The organism is Nitratireductor kimnyeongensis (assembly GCF_019891395.1).
GTDB classification, from domain to species: Bacteria; Pseudomonadota; Alphaproteobacteria; order Rhizobiales; family Rhizobiaceae; genus Nitratireductor; species Nitratireductor kimnyeongensis.
The window spans coordinates 83354-99112 of record NZ_CP078143.1 but is presented as its reverse complement, the minus strand read 5'-3'; the positions used below and the strand labels follow the sequence as shown (position 1 = coordinate 99112).

Annotated in this window: 16 protein-coding genes and 1 tRNA gene; 8 read left to right on the top strand and 9 right to left on the bottom strand. The window is 58.9% G+C overall.

All coding sequences use genetic code 11. The features are described 5' to 3' along the window. Positions 1-20 precede the first annotated feature (20 nt). From KW403_RS00475 to gph, 6 genes are all read right to left on the bottom strand, one after another. Entirely contained in the window at positions 21-1982 is a 1962-nt protein-coding gene (locus KW403_RS00475; RefSeq protein WP_223020851.1) for a type I secretion protein, read from the bottom strand. A gap of 175 nt (positions 1983-2157) precedes the next feature. Further along, the gene (locus KW403_RS00470) at positions 2158-3954 is read right to left on the bottom strand and encodes a hypothetical protein (RefSeq protein WP_223020850.1); all 1797 of its coding nucleotides are present in this window, start codon (positions 3952-3954) and stop codon (positions 2158-2160) included. Positions 3955-4437: 483 nt separating this feature from the next. Further along, a complete protein-coding gene (locus KW403_RS00465) occupies positions 4438-4923 on the bottom strand; it encodes a hypothetical protein (RefSeq protein WP_223020849.1) in 486 nt (161 codons plus the stop codon). Between the two features lie 159 nt (positions 4924-5082). Beyond that, entirely contained in the window at positions 5083-5286 is a 204-nt protein-coding gene (locus KW403_RS00460) for a hypothetical protein (protein ID WP_223020848.1), read from the bottom strand. 183 nt (positions 5287-5469) lie between these two features. Continuing rightward, positions 5470-5544: transfer RNA gene (locus KW403_RS00455), tRNA-Val, on the bottom strand. A gap of 78 nt (positions 5545-5622) precedes the next feature. Continuing rightward, positions 5623-6306, bottom strand: coding sequence for a phosphoglycolate phosphatase (gene gph, locus KW403_RS00450; protein ID WP_223020847.1), 684 nt, complete (start codon positions 6304-6306; stop codon positions 5623-5625). A 147-nt stretch (positions 6307-6453) separates the two neighbouring features. Here gph and rpiA point away from each other — a divergent pair, with 147 nt between their 5' ends. From rpiA to KW403_RS00410, 8 genes are all read left to right on the top strand, one after another. Next, positions 6454-7155 (top strand): ribose-5-phosphate isomerase RpiA, encoded by a 702-nt coding sequence (gene rpiA, locus KW403_RS00445; RefSeq protein ID WP_223022370.1) that lies wholly within the window; start codon positions 6454-6456, stop codon positions 7153-7155. Between the two features lie 22 nt (positions 7156-7177). Next, the gene (locus KW403_RS00440) at positions 7178-7723 is read left to right on the top strand and encodes a DUF2059 domain-containing protein (protein ID WP_223020846.1); all 546 of its coding nucleotides are present in this window, start codon (positions 7178-7180) and stop codon (positions 7721-7723) included. A gap of 156 nt (positions 7724-7879) precedes the next feature. Then, on the top strand, positions 7880-9265 hold the full coding sequence (gor, locus tag KW403_RS00435) for a glutathione-disulfide reductase (protein ID WP_223020845.1): 1386 nt from the start codon (positions 7880-7882) through the stop codon (positions 9263-9265). A 15-nt stretch (positions 9266-9280) separates the two neighbouring features. Further along, positions 9281-9883, top strand: a complete 603-nt coding sequence (locus tag KW403_RS00430; protein ID WP_223020844.1) for a gamma-glutamylcyclotransferase family protein — start codon at positions 9281-9283, stop codon at positions 9881-9883. A 133-nt stretch (positions 9884-10016) separates the two neighbouring features. Beyond that, positions 10017-11393: a class II 3-deoxy-7-phosphoheptulonate synthase gene (locus KW403_RS00425; RefSeq protein ID WP_223020843.1), complete on the top strand. Its 1377-nt coding sequence runs from the start codon at positions 10017-10019 to the stop codon at positions 11391-11393. A 99-nt stretch (positions 11394-11492) separates the two neighbouring features. Further along, entirely contained in the window at positions 11493-11924 is a 432-nt protein-coding gene (locus KW403_RS00420; protein ID WP_223020842.1) for a GFA family protein, read from the top strand. Next, positions 11921-12514 carry a hemerythrin domain-containing protein gene (locus KW403_RS00415; protein ID WP_223020841.1) on the top strand — a complete coding sequence of 198 codons (594 nt, stop codon included), beginning with the start codon at positions 11921-11923 and terminating at the stop codon, positions 12512-12514. Before KW403_RS00420 ends, KW403_RS00415 begins: the two co-directional genes overlap by 4 nt. Before the next feature lie 86 nt (positions 12515-12600). After that, positions 12601-14286 carry an NAD+ synthase gene (locus KW403_RS00410; RefSeq protein WP_223020840.1) on the top strand — a complete coding sequence of 562 codons (1686 nt, stop codon included), beginning with the start codon at positions 12601-12603 and terminating at the stop codon, positions 14284-14286. A 28-nt stretch (positions 14287-14314) separates the two neighbouring features. Here KW403_RS00410 and KW403_RS00405 read toward each other — a convergent pair whose 3' ends face one another. From KW403_RS00405 to KW403_RS00395, 3 genes are read right to left on the bottom strand one after another with little or no spacing between them, the layout of a single operon-like run. Next, the gene (locus KW403_RS00405) at positions 14315-14944 is read right to left on the bottom strand and encodes an ATP-dependent Clp protease proteolytic subunit (RefSeq protein ID WP_223020839.1); all 630 of its coding nucleotides are present in this window, start codon (positions 14942-14944) and stop codon (positions 14315-14317) included. 40 nt (positions 14945-14984) lie between these two features. Further along, positions 14985-15341, bottom strand: coding sequence for an SRPBCC family protein (locus KW403_RS00400; protein ID WP_223020838.1), 357 nt, complete (start codon positions 15339-15341; stop codon positions 14985-14987). Further along, on the bottom strand, positions 15338-15652 hold the full coding sequence (locus KW403_RS00395) for an ArsR/SmtB family transcription factor (RefSeq protein WP_223020837.1): 315 nt from the start codon (positions 15650-15652) through the stop codon (positions 15338-15340). The genes KW403_RS00400 and KW403_RS00395 overlap by 4 nt, the downstream gene beginning before the upstream one ends. Positions 15653-15759 lie beyond the last annotated feature (107 nt).

The following is a 15759-nucleotide window of genomic DNA, read 5'->3' as shown; positions in this document are numbered from 1 at the left end:
GTTTTTCCCCCCGGCCTTTGCTACCCAAGCATCGTCTGCATCACATCCGCGGTGCCACCGTCAGGGATCGACGCGTCGGGTGAATTTTGTCCGGCGTCCCCTTCGCCTGGTGCTACGAGATCATCGCTCAAAAACACCACCGCCTCGCTGATCAGCGTGTCGGCGCTCTTGGTATAGAGGCCCGTGTCGTGCGAGATCAGCTCAGCCTGAATGAGCAGCTCATCGGAGTAGACCGACCCTGCGGTATATGTCGTGGAATCAACACCGCCCTCGATGATGGAAGCCTGATTGACAAGTGCGTTGGAGCCGGTGGAGACATCCCAAGTCGCGTCGGCATTTTCAGCGGCCTGGCTCTTTGCAAGCGCGACCTGGTCCGCATCGCCCAAAACATTGGTCTGGCTAACATATTGTAGATCGACCACGTCGCCGGAAATATAGAGAACCCGGATGCTAGGCACCCCGGCGAAATCCATTTCCGAAAGAAGCGATTGTGGGGCGGGGCCTGTGCCCTCGGCCAGCTGGTTCAACGCTTCCAGATAGGAAGGGGGCATTTCATCGAACGACATGGTTCCATACTGGGTGATGGAAGCCTCGTTCCATAGGAGATTTCCGCTGGTCGACAGGCTGGCCGAGCCTACAGTCTGAAAATCCCCGACCGTACCAACGATATCGTCATCCAAAAGTATGTTCGTCTGGCTTATGATGTTGGCATGGTAGACGTTACCGCCGACGATGATGAGGTCGTAATAGTTCCCCAGTTCGGCGAGCGACGAGGCGTTTATGACCGTGTTGTCGCCGAGAACGATTTCCGTTCCGCCACCGGAAGCCGACATTATCGTGATGTCATTGTCCTCCACGAAGCTGACCTGCTTGATCCAGTTGGTCAGCATCAGATCGCCGTCGATCCGTGAGACCTGCCAGTGGGCGGGAAATACCGGATCGCCTTCGGCATTCTGGACGCCGGCCGGAGGCGGATTGTCGATCGTCTGGATGGTGGCGGTGTTGAAAGCTTCGGTCGACGTTTCCGTCAAAGATTGCCAGCCGTCGAGTGCTTCGCTCGTCGTGTCGTTGTCGCTCCACACATTCAATTGGCTGATGACGTTGAAATGGACGTAGTCGCCGGCTACGACGAGCACCGGGGCTCCATACCAGTCATTCACCAGTATTGCTTCGTTGACGAGAAGGTTTGCTCCTGCCTCGACATTCATTGTCGAGTGCGTCGAGAAATCGGTCACGTCCGCTTCGGAACTTTCATCTTCCGCGATTTTTGTTGGGAGATGGGCATCCAGTACAGGCAAATCCTCGACTTCCTGACCGTTCACGAACTTGCCCTCTAAGGCTTCGCTCCGCAGGACAAACACACCGTCGCCTTCGCCCAGCGTCTCGATGAATGCGTCAGCAAGGTCGGGCGCATGCATGATAAAGTCCCCGATCTCAGCCGTGGAGCCTGGCTCCTCTAGATCCGCAAACGGCTGGAGAGACGAGGCTTCGTCGATCAGATCTGCGAGTGCTGAGTCAGCCTCACCGACGGGATTGAGGCGCAGCCCGTGATCGCCAATGCTCAGATAGTCATTGTCCTCCAAATACGCCTGCTGCTTGAGATAAAAAGCAAGCGAGCCGAGCGGCTGGTAGTCACCAAAAACCTCTGTGCCACCTGCCGTGAAGGGGGTGCTGCCACCCGTCAGAGGAGGGACAGCGCTTTGACCGTCAAGCTGTATTGGGATTGGATCGTAATGGACATGGACGATGACATGCGCGTCAAATCCATCGATTGGCGGCGGTGCGTATTCGATTCGAGGGGAGAAACCTTCAAGGGCGTAAGGACTGACAATGTTGATGCGGACATTGAGAAGTTCGTTGGGCTCCAAGGGAATATCGGACAGTGCCTTGAAGTCTGCATAGTCAAGCCGCAGCCTGGCTTCCTCAATGGCCTGGGAGAACAGTCCTATGAAGTGGGCGATCGCTTCTGTGGTTTGATCCATATGCATAAAGCATCACCTTGCTTCGACCCTGGCTGGATCGACATCCTGCCGACCATCATTGCCTGTGCGCACCGGTTGAAAGGTGCGGAGGTTTGCGGGTGTCAGACGAAGGGTGAATGGCGCAAACCTCCGAGACCGGCGCCCAGGGGGGCGGGCGCCGGAAGTTGCTTGTCCTCTAGGCGTCGTCTTCACCGACGACCGTGCTGTTGAGATTGCCGCCGACCACTGTTGTGTCCACGGAGTTTCCAAGCACGTTTGCACCCATGACAATCTGCTGATTGAAGGCACTGGTATCCACAAGCGCATCAGCGCTCGCTTCGGAGATGCCGTTTACATAGCCGTCATCGCCATTGTTGGAGCCCCACATGCCGCCAGCGCCGCCTGCGCCGCCCGCACCTGTGGTCGCGATACCGCCCATGCCGCCGGCGCCGCCGTTGCCGCCTGAGACCGGTCCGGCCCATGCGTCACCAGCGTCTCCGCCGATTGCAGAAGCCCAACCGCCTGCGCCGTTGCCACCATTGCCACCGTCGCCGCCGCGTGCGGCGCCAAGACCGAAGCCTTCACCTTCGCCGAGGCCGAAGCCAAGGCCTGCGCCGCCGTCAGCCGCGCCGCCCAGACCACCGATGCCGCCCATGCCGCCTACACCGCCGTCGCCGCCAGTGCCGGTTCCACCGTTTCCGCCGGAGCCTTCACCACCTGCTGCACCGGTGCCGGTGCCGCCTGCGCCGCCGGCGCCAGCTGCACCGCCAGCACCACCTGCGGCCGCTGCCGCATCGGCTGCAGCGGCAGCGTCTGCTGCACCGCCAAGTCCGAGACCGCCGGATGCCGCGGCCGCATCGGCTGCAGCGGCAGCGTCTGCCGCGGCGTTTCCGCCGCTGCCGGCTTCGCCACCCGAGCCACCTTCGCCGCCTGAGCCTTCACCGCCGGCGCCCCCCGTTCCGGTGCCACCCGTGCCGCCAGTGCCATAGCCACCGAGGCCGCCTGCGCCGCCAGCACCACCTGCGCCACCAGCACCACCTGCGCCGCCGTCGCCGCCAAGGCCAACGCCGACGCCGAGGCCGCCAAGGCCGAGACCTGTGCCGGTGGCTGTTCCGCCTGAACCGCCTGCGGCGCCGTTGCCATTGCCGCCGTAGGCCTTGGCGTCGTCAGCCATGCCGCCACGGGCATAGCCACCATCGGCATAGCCGTGCGCGCCATTGCCGCCATCGGCATCGGCATCGCCGCCACCTTCGCCACCGTCGCCACCGGCCACGATGCCGTCATCGGCTGTCGCATTTCCGCCCGTGGCGTCGCCGTTCTGATTGAAGGCTGCCTCATTCGACACGTTCGGGTTCTCAAGATTGTCGTTATCAACCAGGTCGTTCACCTGACCGATCACGAAGGCGTTGTCGTTTCCACCACCATTGAGGGAATCGTTGAGAATGTCCTCAAAGGACATGTCATCGCCTGGGTCGTATGAAATCTCACCGTCCCGGTTGATGAACAACTGATCGACGGTCGAGCCCCCGTAAATGTCCACATCTGCGAAGTCGTTGTCGGTAGGCACAAAGCCGTCCAGACCGACGTTCACGGATGTATTGACTGAGGTGGCGACGTTGGTGGCCACATCGGTGTTGTTTGTCGCGTTGTTCTCGGCGCTGTTCTGCGCGGCATTGCGGGCGCTGTTGCTCGCCGTGTTGTCGGCCGCATTGGTCGCCGCGTTTTCAGCAGTGTTGTCAGCCTGATTGGTTGCGCCATTCTGCGCCGCGTTGGATGCGACGTTCGTCCCAGCGTTGTTGCTGGTGTTGTCCGCATCATTGGTAGCGCCATTGTCCGCATTGTTGCCGGCGGTGTTATCCGCGGTGTTGATTGCGGTCTGTTCCTGGCCCTGATGCTGCCATTCACCCTGATGTTGATGCTGGTGTTGATCCTGGTCCTGATTGTTGCCAGGCCAGCCAGGGAAGAAAACGCCAAAACCGTTTTGCTTAGGCATGATCGTGTCCTCATCCTCAAAATGAGAACCGTGTGGACACGATCACTGTTCATCTCTCAGGTGATATTGTGCCTACACGGTCCTGCTGTTTCGCGGCCCTTGGGCCGCCTTTGGAAGTGCAGAGCAACGTTCGGAGAACGAATGAAGATGCACTCCTCCCTCTGTCGAATGAGACCCGTGATCCCGGTGTGAATCCCCACCGCCCACATCATCGTTGCGACCCGCGAACAGTCTTCACAGCGGGGACGGGTTATCCGACGAGAGGAATTGTCGTGCCGGGACAGCCAACAAAAAACCTGCAAATTCGGTCGATTGAGGCTCACCGAGGCCTGACCATAGGTCCACCCACCACATCAAAATGGGTAGAGGTGGGGTAGCCAGGTTTGGGTGAGTCGGAGAAAGCGTGACAGGACTATGCCGCTTTTCACAGCTTTGTACCTGCTGGGCGAACTGATTGGGATCACCGCGATTCGGTGAAATCGGTCAGAAGCGGAAAGTCCAGTAAAGACAGGCGAGCGTAGACAGCCCGAAGCCGATAAAGGCCAAAGTCCGCAAAAGCACATTGCGCCGCAGTGTGTCGAGCGACAGATGAGCCGCCACGATCCCTGCGACGAAAAGGAACTGCCAGTCGAGAAGCGCCCGCAGCGCCTCCGTGTTGCCGAAAGCCAGCCTTGCACCCTGCACACCGACAATTGTCGCAAATAGCACGATGGCCGCCAGATAGAGCGGGGTGGTACCGCTGGAATGAACCATAGCTGCTGCCCGGATGGGCAGTATCGTGACCAGCATGGCTGCGAGGGCATAGAGAGCGGCCAGTGGCACGAAACTTGATGCGCTGGCGAGACCATCAAGTCTCTCATTGCCGAGGTTGCCGACACCGTACCCTTTTATCTGTAGTGCAAACCCAAGGGCGACCAGCGATCCCGTCAGGACGGCAACGAGAAGGAAGGCGGACGCTGTTCGGTTCATGCGGGCTCACTCCGGTGTAGGATCACTCCCACCGCTTAGGATGATCTGCGGATCTTGAAAAGGCCGGTAATGGGAAATGCAGCTCAAGATCGTGCGTGTCTTGATGCGAGACCACGGATGGAGTGTTTGGCGCCGGCGGCCGACCAAAGTCTGTATCCGTCAGGAGTTGGCGACCTTTTTGCGCTCTTCCCGCGCGAGGCGTCGTTTCTCCACCTCGTTTAGAACATAGCACGCGTCTTCCGCTTCAGATTTGCTGATGCCGGCTACAATAGTCATGCCGATCACTGCCGGCTCCTCGCGAAGGTTGTCCCAAACGGTCCAGAGTTCTGAAGGGTCCAGGATTATCTCGTAACGGGGTTTCATCTCCCGTCTCCTTCATCGGGTTGATCTCTGTGCGTCGCCTAATGAGAGATCAATGATTCTGATGAAAGAGAAGTAAGTAAAAACAATAGGATAAGAATAAAATTTTAACGAAATGGCTGATTTTGCAGCTCACCGAAAGCGTGCGCTTCAGACCGGTCAGAAAAGCTGTAAGGGGAATGGTGATGGTGGGCGCGGCAGGGATTGAACCTGCGACCCCACCCGTGTGAAGGGTGTGCTCTCCCGCTGAGCTACGCGCCCGCTGACGACGTGTCGTCAAGCGAGCCGCGATATAAGGGGCGGGGAGGGTGGGTGTCAAGCGGGCTTTCGTTGGCTCGGTCAGGATGCCGTCGCAGCGATCAGATTCTCCACCATTTCGACCGTGAGCTCGTCAAAACCTGAGATCACACGCGAGGGTTCGAATGCGCTTACATGCTGATCGGTATAGCCAAAATCCACTGCGATAACGGGAATGCCGGCAGCCTTCGCGGTGTCGATATCCGTACGCGAATCGCCCACCATCACTGCCCGTTGCGGATCCGCACCGGCCATGGCGATCGTCCGCAGGAGATGGCCGGGGTCGGGCTTGCGCATGGGAAAGGTATCGCCACCACAAATCGCCTGGAAATGTTCGACAAGGCCGAGCGCTTCAAGAAGTGACAGGGACATGCCTTCGAGCTTGTTGGTGCACACAGCCGCAGTGTATCCGGCCGTCCGAAAGCGTTCGATGGTATCGACTGCTCCGGGAAAGGGTCGGGAATGTCCGGGGACATTGGCTGTGTAGTGATCGAGAAAGATCGCCTGAAGCGCATCCAACTGGTTCCCGGCAAGATGCCTTCTTCGGAGAGCGAACGCCCGCTCGATCATCACTCGGCTGCCAAAACCGACGATACGGTTGATGTCTTCCTGCTTCACCGGTTCCATGTCGACAGTCTCGAGGCAGTGATTGAGGCTGTCGAGCAGGTCTGGAGCCGTGTCGACCAGTGTTCCATCGAGATCGAAGACAATGATTGGCGCTGACATGGTGTTCCCTTGGTTGAGCTTCACTGGGATACCGCGCAAGGCGGGGTGAAGCAAGTTGGGCACTCTCCAGAGGCGTACAGCGGCAAGCCTGCATTGCGGGGAGCGATAAAACGAGTTAGGAACCGCTGAGATATGACCGGGGGCAAAATGTCGGCGGATATGCGGGAATTGAAGATCGAAGCCGCTCGGGCAGCGCTTGATCAAGTTGTAGGCGGGATGCGACTGGGAATCGGCACGGGGTCCACCGCCGAGGAGTTCGTGCGCCTGTTGGCCGAGCGTGTAGCGGGAGGCCTGTCCATAATCGGTGTTCCTACTTCGGAGCGGACGGCGACGCTTTGCAGCGAACTTGGCGTGCCGCTCACCACGCTTGAGGAAACGCCCGAACTGGACCTGACTGTCGATGGTGCCGATGAAATCGGACCTCAACTCGGGTTGATCAAGGGGGGCGGAGGTGCGCTACTGCGTGAAAAGATCGTCGCGGCGGCCTCAAAACGGATGATCGTCATTGCCGACAAGTCCAAAATCGTTGAAGCGCTGGGTCATTTTTCATTGCCCATCGAGGTCAATGCCTTCGGCCTTGGTGCCACGATGCGGGCCATCAGCAAAGCTGCAGACGCGCTCGGGCTTGATGGGCCTCTGGATGTTCGGGAGAGGGGCGGAGAACCGTTCGTTACCGACGGGGGACATCTGATCGTTGATGCATCTTTTGGCCGCATTCCCGATCCAAGAGCATTGGCAAGCGCTTTGAACGCCATACCGGGTGTTGTAGAACACGGCCTGTTCCTCGACCTTGCAGACACCGCTTTTGTGGCTGGTGATGGCGAGGTGCGAACCCTCCGGGCCGCATGAAAAAGAATGGAGTGAGAAACATATGAATCTGGCAACCCGCATCCGCCTTGTTGCAGCGTCCACAGCCTTGGCGATGACGTTCGCTTTCACCCCTGCCGTTGCGCAGGAGATTTCTGCTTCGCATCTTGCCGCGGCGCGCTCCGCGATCAATGCGATCAATGCCACTGATGATTTCGATGGCGTTCTGCCACAGGCCGCCGCTGCCTTGAAGTCAGAACTGATCCGCAAAAATCCGGATATGGTTGCCCTGATCAATGCCACGGTGGACGAGAAGGCCATCGAACTGGCCAGTCGCCGGGTCGATCTGGAGCGCGAAGCAGCGCAGGCCTATGCGCGTGTATTCTCCGAGCAGGAGCTTACGGAGATCGCGCAATTTTACTCATCTCCGACTGGCATCAAGTTGATTGAGGATGGCCCGATCGTGACCCGTGAGGTCCTGAAAGCCGGGGAAATCTGGCGGAGAGGGGTCGCTCGCGATCTCGCACAGATGGTGGGGCAGCAGATCCAGGCGGCGACCGAGGCGACCGGAAATGGCGAAGCTTCCGAAGAGGGCACGACGGCTCAGTAAGCTTTCGATCACGAAACAGTTAGAGCCCGGTCTTCGCACCGGGCTTTTATTCTTCTATGGGCGTTTCTAAGTGAGTGCTGCAATCAGGTCGTAGCAGGTGCGCTGAACTGCGCCGACGTGGCGAACTTCTGATATCCAAGGGGCGAGAAACAGACGATGAGCGATTTCGATTACGATCTTTTTGTGATTGGTGGCGGTTCGGGCGGCGTGCGGGCAGCACGCGTTGCCGCGGGGCTTGGAAAGCGCGTCGCAATTGCCGAGGAATACCGGTTCGGCGGCACATGTGTCATCCGCGGCTGCGTGCCGAAAAAACTCTATGTCTATGCTTCCCAGTTTCCGGAGCATTTCGAGGATGCTGCCGGGTATGGCTGGTCCGTCCCAAAGCCCACATTTGACTGGAAGACACTGGTCACCAACAAAGACCGTGAGATTACCCGCCTGGAAGGTCTCTATCGCAAGGGGCTCGAGAATGCGGGCGCTGAGATCTTTGAAACACGCGCCACGCTGGTAGACAGGCACACCATCGATATGGGCGGGAAACGGGTAACCGCAGACAAGATTATTGTCGCGGTGGGCGGCCGCCCCAACCCGCACGTCGCATTGCCTGGTCAGGAGCTCTGCATTTCCTCCAATGAGGCATTTGATCTTCCTGAACTGCCTTCGAGCATTGTGATTGAAGGTGGTGGTTATATCGCTGTCGAGTTTGCAAACATTTTCCACGGCCTGGGTGTCGACACGACACTGGTCTATCGCGGCAAGGAAATCCTGTCCCGCTTTGATCTCGATTTGCGGCGCGAACTTCACGCGACCATGGAGGCAAAGGGGATCCGCATCATCTGCCAGGACGTCCTCACGCAGGTTGAAAAGCGCTCGGACGGTCAACTGGGTGTTCATCTTAAGTCGGGTGAAACGCTGAAAGCGGGTCAGGTGATGCTGGCCATTGGCCGTATTCCCAACACTGAAGGGCTGGGACTCGAAGCGGCTGGCGTTGAAACGGGGAAGACCGGTGAGATCATCGTGGATGCGTATTCACGCACCAATGTCGACAATATCTGGGCGCTGGGCGATGTCACCAACCGGGTGCAGCTGACGCCGGTCGCAATACACGAAGCGATGTGCTTCATCGAGACCGAGTACAAGGATAATCCGACTGAAGTCGACCATGAGACGATTGCCACCGCCGTGTTCTCTCAGCCGGAGATCGGCACGGTCGGGCTTTCCGAGGACGAGGCCGCGCAGCGTTTCGACCGACTGGAGATTTATCGCGCCAGCTTCCGCCCCATGCGGCACACGCTTTCCGGCCGTCAGGAAAAGATGCTCATGAAGCTTGTTGTCGACGCTGAGAGCCGACGCGTTCTTGGCGCGCATGTAATGGGACCGGACGCCGGCGAAATGGCTCAGGTTCTGGGAATTTCGCTCAAGGCACGGCTGACCAAGGACGATTTCGATCGTACCATGGCGGTGCACCCGTCTGCGGCGGAAGAATTGGTCACCATGTATCAGCCGACCTACCATGTCGAAAAAGGCCAGCGAGTCGACTGAAGCGAGTCGACTGACATGGGCGCGGGTGACATACCGGGTGATCTGGTCGGCTATTTCGGTTACGGGTCGCTCGTCAACCGTGACACTCATCGCACCGAGATCGTTGATGCACTGCCTGCACGGCTCAGGGGCTGGCGGCGCCATTGGGTTCGCCGGGATGGTGAAAGCAATAGAGCGCTTCTGAGCGTGCGCCGGGAGCCCGGGGCGGTCGTGGACGGTCTGCTGGTCCTGGATCGGGCGGAGAACCTTCCCGCGGTCGACCTGCGCGAAGAGCGTTACAAGCGGGTCTCCATCACGGCGGACGAACTCGAATTATCTGGGGCGGTGCCTGCCGGTTGTGCGCTCTATGTATATGAAGCGTGCGTGTTCGATGGGGCGGAGCCTCTGGAGATCATCCAGTCCTATCTCGATGCCGTGTTGCAGGGATTTCTGCGAGAACATGGCCGTGACGGCGTTGAGCGTTTCGTTCACGAGACCGATGGGTTTGACCTTGCTGTGATTGCAGATCGCAAGGCGCCGACCTATCCGCGTGCAGTGACGCTCCGGCATGAGGAAGAGGTCTATTTCGATGCATTGTTGATGCAAAAAATCCCTGATTTTGCATCTTTCGTGCGTTAGTGTTTCCTCCGCGCCACAATTGTGGGCTAGTATCAGCCGCCGCCTTTGGTTAAGAAGCGGCCTTCCAGTATCCGTCTTGGAGAGTTTGAGCGGATAGAGGGCATGATCCTGTAGCAACTGTCGAGTAAGCAAGATGACGAAGTGGTCGCCGAATTCGTGGAGAAACAAGCCAATCCTGCAGGTCCCGGCTTATCCGGACGCTGACGCGCTGGCCGAGGTCGAGGCGCGCATGGCCACGTATCCGCCGCTCGTTTTTGCAGGCGAGGCGCGCAAGTTGAAGAAGCAGCTTGCTTCGGTGGCCGAGGGCAATGGTTTTCTGCTTCAGGGTGGCGATTGCGCCGAAAGCTTTGCTGAACATGGCGCTGACAACATCCGCGATTTCTTCCGCGCCTTCCTGCAGATGGCTGTGGTCCTGACCTATGCCGGATCTCAGCCCGTTGTGAAGGTCGGGCGCATTGCCGGCCAGTTCGCCAAGCCACGCTCCTCAGATAACGAGACCAAAGGTGACGTGGTGCTGCCGAGTTATCGCGGTGACATCATCAATGGAATTGAATTCGACGAAGCCTCGCGTATTCCCGATCCGGCACGTCAGGAAATGGTGTACCGTCAGTCGGCGGCAACGCTGAACCTTCTGCGCGCCTTTGCGCAGGGTGGGTTCGCCAATCTGGAAAACGTTCACAAGTGGATGCTCGGCTTCCTGTCCGACAGCCCGCAGGCCGAGCGTTATCAGGAGTTGGCCAACCGTATTTCCGAGACGGTCGACTTCATGCGCGCCATCGGCATCACGGGCGAGAGCACGCACGCGCTGCGCGAGACGGATTTCTACACCAGTCATGAGGGCCTGCTTCTGGGGTATGAAGAGGCGCTTACGCGCGTCGATTCCACCTCCGGCGACTGGTACGCCACTTCCGGCCACATGATCTGGATCGGCGACCGCACGCGCCAGCCCGATCACGCTCATGTGGAATACTGCCGCGGCATCAAGAACCCGCTCGGGCTCAAATGCGGCCCCTCGCTCTCGCCGGACGGTCTGCTTGAGCTGATCGACATTCTGAATCCGGAAAACGAACCAGGTCGCCTGACCCTGATTGCGCGTTTCGGCGCGGACAAGGTGGGCGAATATCTTCCCAAGCTCATTCGCGCGGTGGAGAAAGAAGGTCGCAAGGTCGTCTGGTCGTGCGATCCGATGCACGGCAACACCGTCACTGCCGCCGGCTACAAGACGCGGCCCTTCGACCGCATCCTCAAGGAGGTTCAGACCTTCTTCGAGGTGCACCGCGCTGAGGGATCTCATCCGGGCGGCCTCCATGTGGAGATGACCGGCAAGAACGTGACCGAATGCACGGGCGGTGCGCGCGCCATCCGCGACGAGGAACTGCAGGATCGCTACCATACCCATTGCGACCCGCGTCTCAACGCCGATCAGGCGTTGGAACTGTCCTTCCTGGTGGCGGAGCTCTTGAAGAAAGACCGAGAGTCATTGCCGGCGGGCAAGGTCGCCAACGGCTGAAACGGTTTGAGCCATAGCTTCAGCGATAGTTGATGTCGCTTGGGGCGTGCCACTGGTAAACATGGTCTCGATACGACCTGGTCGCGTTGGGAGAGAACCATGACAAACGAATGTAGCGGATCGTGCCTGTGTGGTGCGGTCCGTTTTCGTACCAAGGGTATATTGCGCGGTGTGGTCTATTGCCATTGTTCGCAGTGCCGCAAGCAGACGGGGCTCTACTATGCGGCGACGGATGTCGACGTCTCGAATGTGACGATCGAAGGCGAGGATCAACTAACCTGGTATGCGGCTTCCGACTTTGCGCGACGTGGATTTTGCAAGATATGCGGCTCAGCCTTGTTCTGGAAACGGCTTGGGGCGGATAAGCTCTCAATATTGGCTGGTGCGTTCGACCTCCCGGTCGGGCTCACCGCCGAAAGCCATATTTTCGTGGCGGACAAGGGCGATTTCTATGATATCGCGGATGGGTTGCCTCAGTATCAGCGCGGCAGCCCTGGCGTCATTGTTGCGAAGGAATGTGAGCAGGAATGACTGACAATTCGGACGCCCTGAAACTCGAAAAGCGCGTTGGTCTTCCGGTGGATCTTCGCTATCTCGTCGACAAATATCCGCGCGAGGTCTGGCAAGGGCATCCCAATCTCGGTGAAATGGCCCGCTTCTGGCTTCAGCGACACGACATGTTTCGTGAATTGGGCGGAATGCTACAGACAGGCATGGACGACTATCGAGAGGGCAGGCTTGCACCGCGTGATTTTGCTGGCTGGTTTGCGCCGCGCCTGCGCTTCTTCCTGCAGCAGCTTCATGGACATCACCAGATCGAGGACATGCACTACTTCCCGGTTTTTGCGAAAGCCGAGCCGCGCATGAAACGGGGTTTCGATCTGCTCGACAGCGATCATCATGTGATTCATGACGCCTTGGAGCGCAATGCACAGGCCGGGACGACCTTCCTACACGCACTGCAGGCCGACAATTCTCGCGAACGCTTTTCTGCAGATGCCTATGCTCGGGAGAATGAGGCGTTGCTTGGCATGCTCTTGCGGCATCTCAACGATGAGGAAGACCTGATTATACCGCTCATTCTGGACCGAAGCGAAGAGGGGCTTGGCGTCGGTATCTGACAAAGACCGCAGTGTTGCCAGCAGGGGGAGCAGCGGCTACACGCTTAAGGCACTTCGCGTCCTCAGGCATATCGAACAGGAACGTCATGGCCCCCAACTCTGCCCCCTCCGACATTCTGCGCATCGCCACCGCTCAGCTCAATCCGGTTGTCGGTGACATCGCGGGAAACCTGGAAAAAGCACGTGAGGCCCGGGCGGAGGCCGCGCGCCACGGCGCCGATCTGGTTCTTTTCACCGAGCTTTTCATCGCCGGTTATCCTCCGGAAGACCTGGTCCTGAAGCCGGCCTTCGTCGAGGCATGTGAAAGGGCGGTTCGTGAGCTTGCCGCCGAGACAAAGGATGGTGGACCGGGCGTCATCATCGGGGTGCCGCTGAAACGCGACAGCGGGCTGCACAATGCAGTGATGGTAGTCGACGGTGGTGAGGTGATCGCCGAGCGCTTCAAACTCGACCTTCCCAATTACGGCGAGTTCGATGAAAAGCGTGTCTTTCAGCCAGGGCCGCATATGCCGGGGCCGGTGAATTTCCGTGGTGTTCGCATCGGCATCCCCGTTTGCGAGGACATATGGGGAGAACTCGGCGTATGCGAGACGTTGGCCGAATCCGGTGCCGAGATGCTTCTGGTGCCGAACGGGTCGCCCTATTACCGCGGCAAGGTTGAGGTGCGGCATCAGGTGGTCATTCGCCAGGTGATCGAAAGCGGGCTGCCGGTTCTTTACGCCAATCAGCTCGGCGGGCAGGATGAACTCGTTTTCGACGGCGCCTCCTTTGCCATCCAGGCTGACAAGTCTCTCGCGTTTCAGATGAGCCAGTTCGAGGAAGCAGTTTCCATCTCGACCTGGAAGCGCGAGGGGGGGGGATGGCGCTGCGATGATGGCCCCATGTCGAAGATCCCCGAAAAGGAAGAGGCCGACTATCGCGCCTGCATGCTGGGCCTGCGCGATTATGTGAACAAGAACGGCTTCAAGAATGTGGTTCTTGGTCTTTCGGGCGGCATCGATTCTGCCATCTGCGCGGCCTTGGCGGTCGATGCGTTGGGCGAGGAGCGGGTCCGCTGCATCATGATGCCGTACCGCTACACCTCCAAGGATTCGCTCAAGGATGCGGAAGACTGTGCCCGTGCGCTCGGCTGCCGCTACGACATCGTTCCGATCTTCGAGCCGGTGGAGGGGTTTTCCAATGCGCTTGGCCAACTCTTCGAAGGCACAAAGGAAGGCGTGACGGAGGAAAACCTGCAAAGTCGCACCCGTGGCACCATTCTCATGGCTGTCTCGAACAAGTTCGGCTCCATGGTCGTCACCACGGGCAACAAGTCAGAAATGTCCGTCGGTTACGCCACGCTCTATGGCGACATGAATGGCGGCTTCAATCCGATCAAGGATGTTTACAAGATGCAGGTCTATGCCCTGTCGGCCTGGCGCAACACCACCGTTCCGCCTGGCGCGCTGGGGCCTTCCGGAGAAGTCATTCCGCAAAACATCATCGACAAGGCGCCGTCTGCCGAGCTGCGTCCGGATCAGACGGATCAGGATTCCCTGCCACCCTATCCGGTGCTCGACGATATTCTGGAATGCCTCGTCGAAGGGGAAATGAGCGTCGACGCGATCGTCTCGCGCGGGCACGATCGCGAAACGGTGCATAGGGTTGAGCATCTTCTCTACATTGCCGAGTACAAGCGCCGGCAGGCTGCACCCGGTGTGAAGATTACCCGGAAGAATTTTGGTCGTGACCGCCGTTATCCGATCACAAACAGATTCAGAGACCGGTCCTAAGTGTCTGTTTTTTAGCGATTTGTCTGGTTCATTCAGGCTGGTGTTCCGTCAGGGCCTCCAGCTCCTTTCGGGTTGAATAGACCCGGTCGACGAGACCCCAGTCACAGGCGTCCTGTGCACTCATGAAGAAGTCTCGATCGAGCGTGCGCTCCACCTCCTCTTCGGTGCGCCCGCAATGCTCAGCATAAAGCCGGATCAGCCTCCGCTTCAGCTTCAATATGTCTTCTGCGTGGCGCTGCACGTCGGAGGCCTGGCCACGAAACCCGCCGGAGGGTTGGTGGAGGACGATGCTGGCATTGGCAAGGGCCGCGCGCCGACCGGGCTCGCCCGCCATCAGAAGAAACGATCCCATGGAACCGGCTGTCCCCATGCAGACCGTCGCCACGGGGCTGTTGATGAAATTCATCGTGTCATAGATGGCAAGGCCGCTCGACACCACGCCGCCCGGCGAATTGATGTAGAAGGAAATTTCCCGATCCGGGTTTTCCGATTCCAGAAACAGGAGCTGCGCGCAAATGAGCGCCGCCGATTCGTCGGTTACCTCTCCGTTTAGAAAAATGATCCGCTCCCGCAGGAGCCGGGAATAGATGTCGAAGGAGCGTTCGCCTCTCGGCGATTGCTCCACCACCATGGGGACGAGCGCCATCGTGTCGCGCATGCGCGATCTCCTTTTTTGTCGATGTCGTTTGGAATGGACCTTACGCGGCGAGCGCCGTGGGGGCCCCATTTGTGTTCGCAGCCATGCGGGTTAGGGCGCGCGGACTGTGTGTAAGTCGGAACCAGGTCTTGCCGCCAGGTGCCGGAGCAATCTCGAAGGTCACCAGCGTGTGCGGCGCATCCGTCTCAATGTCGCGCAAGGCGTAGCGAACTTTGGAAAAGGGTATCGTGTCGAGCATTTCATATTCTGGCATGCCTGTGACGCCATCCGGCTCCCCAAGCCAGATTTCAGCGAGCTCGCGGATGGTGAGCGCACGCCAGACCTTCTCTGGAGACGAGTCCAGAAGATACTCCAGAGTTATGGTTTCATTTGATTTTTCGACTTCTGAATTGCTCATTGGTCCATCTCCCTGAGCAGTATCTGGAGCCTCTCGACCCTGTCAGGCCAGAAAGCGCGATATCGTGTCAGCCAGCTTACCACAGGCTCCATTCCTCCGGCCTTGATGCGGTAGCGCATCTGCCGGCCCAGTTTCTGCTCTTCAATCAGCCCGGCCGTCCGCAACACGGCGAGATGCTGCGACACCGCCGGCTGCGACATCGCCAAACCATCGCGCAACTCTGTTGCGTTGTGCTCGCCGCTGCTCAACCGTTCCAGGATTTTCCGTCGCGTCGGATCGGCGAGCGCCTTGAAGATTTCTGCTTCTGTCATGGCTTTAAACATAAGTTGATTCTTATGTATTTTGCAAGAGGCCTTATTGGAACTGGCCCATTGCGCAATCGCGTCGGGGGGCTAGGATGCGCCCAACCGCATTTGCG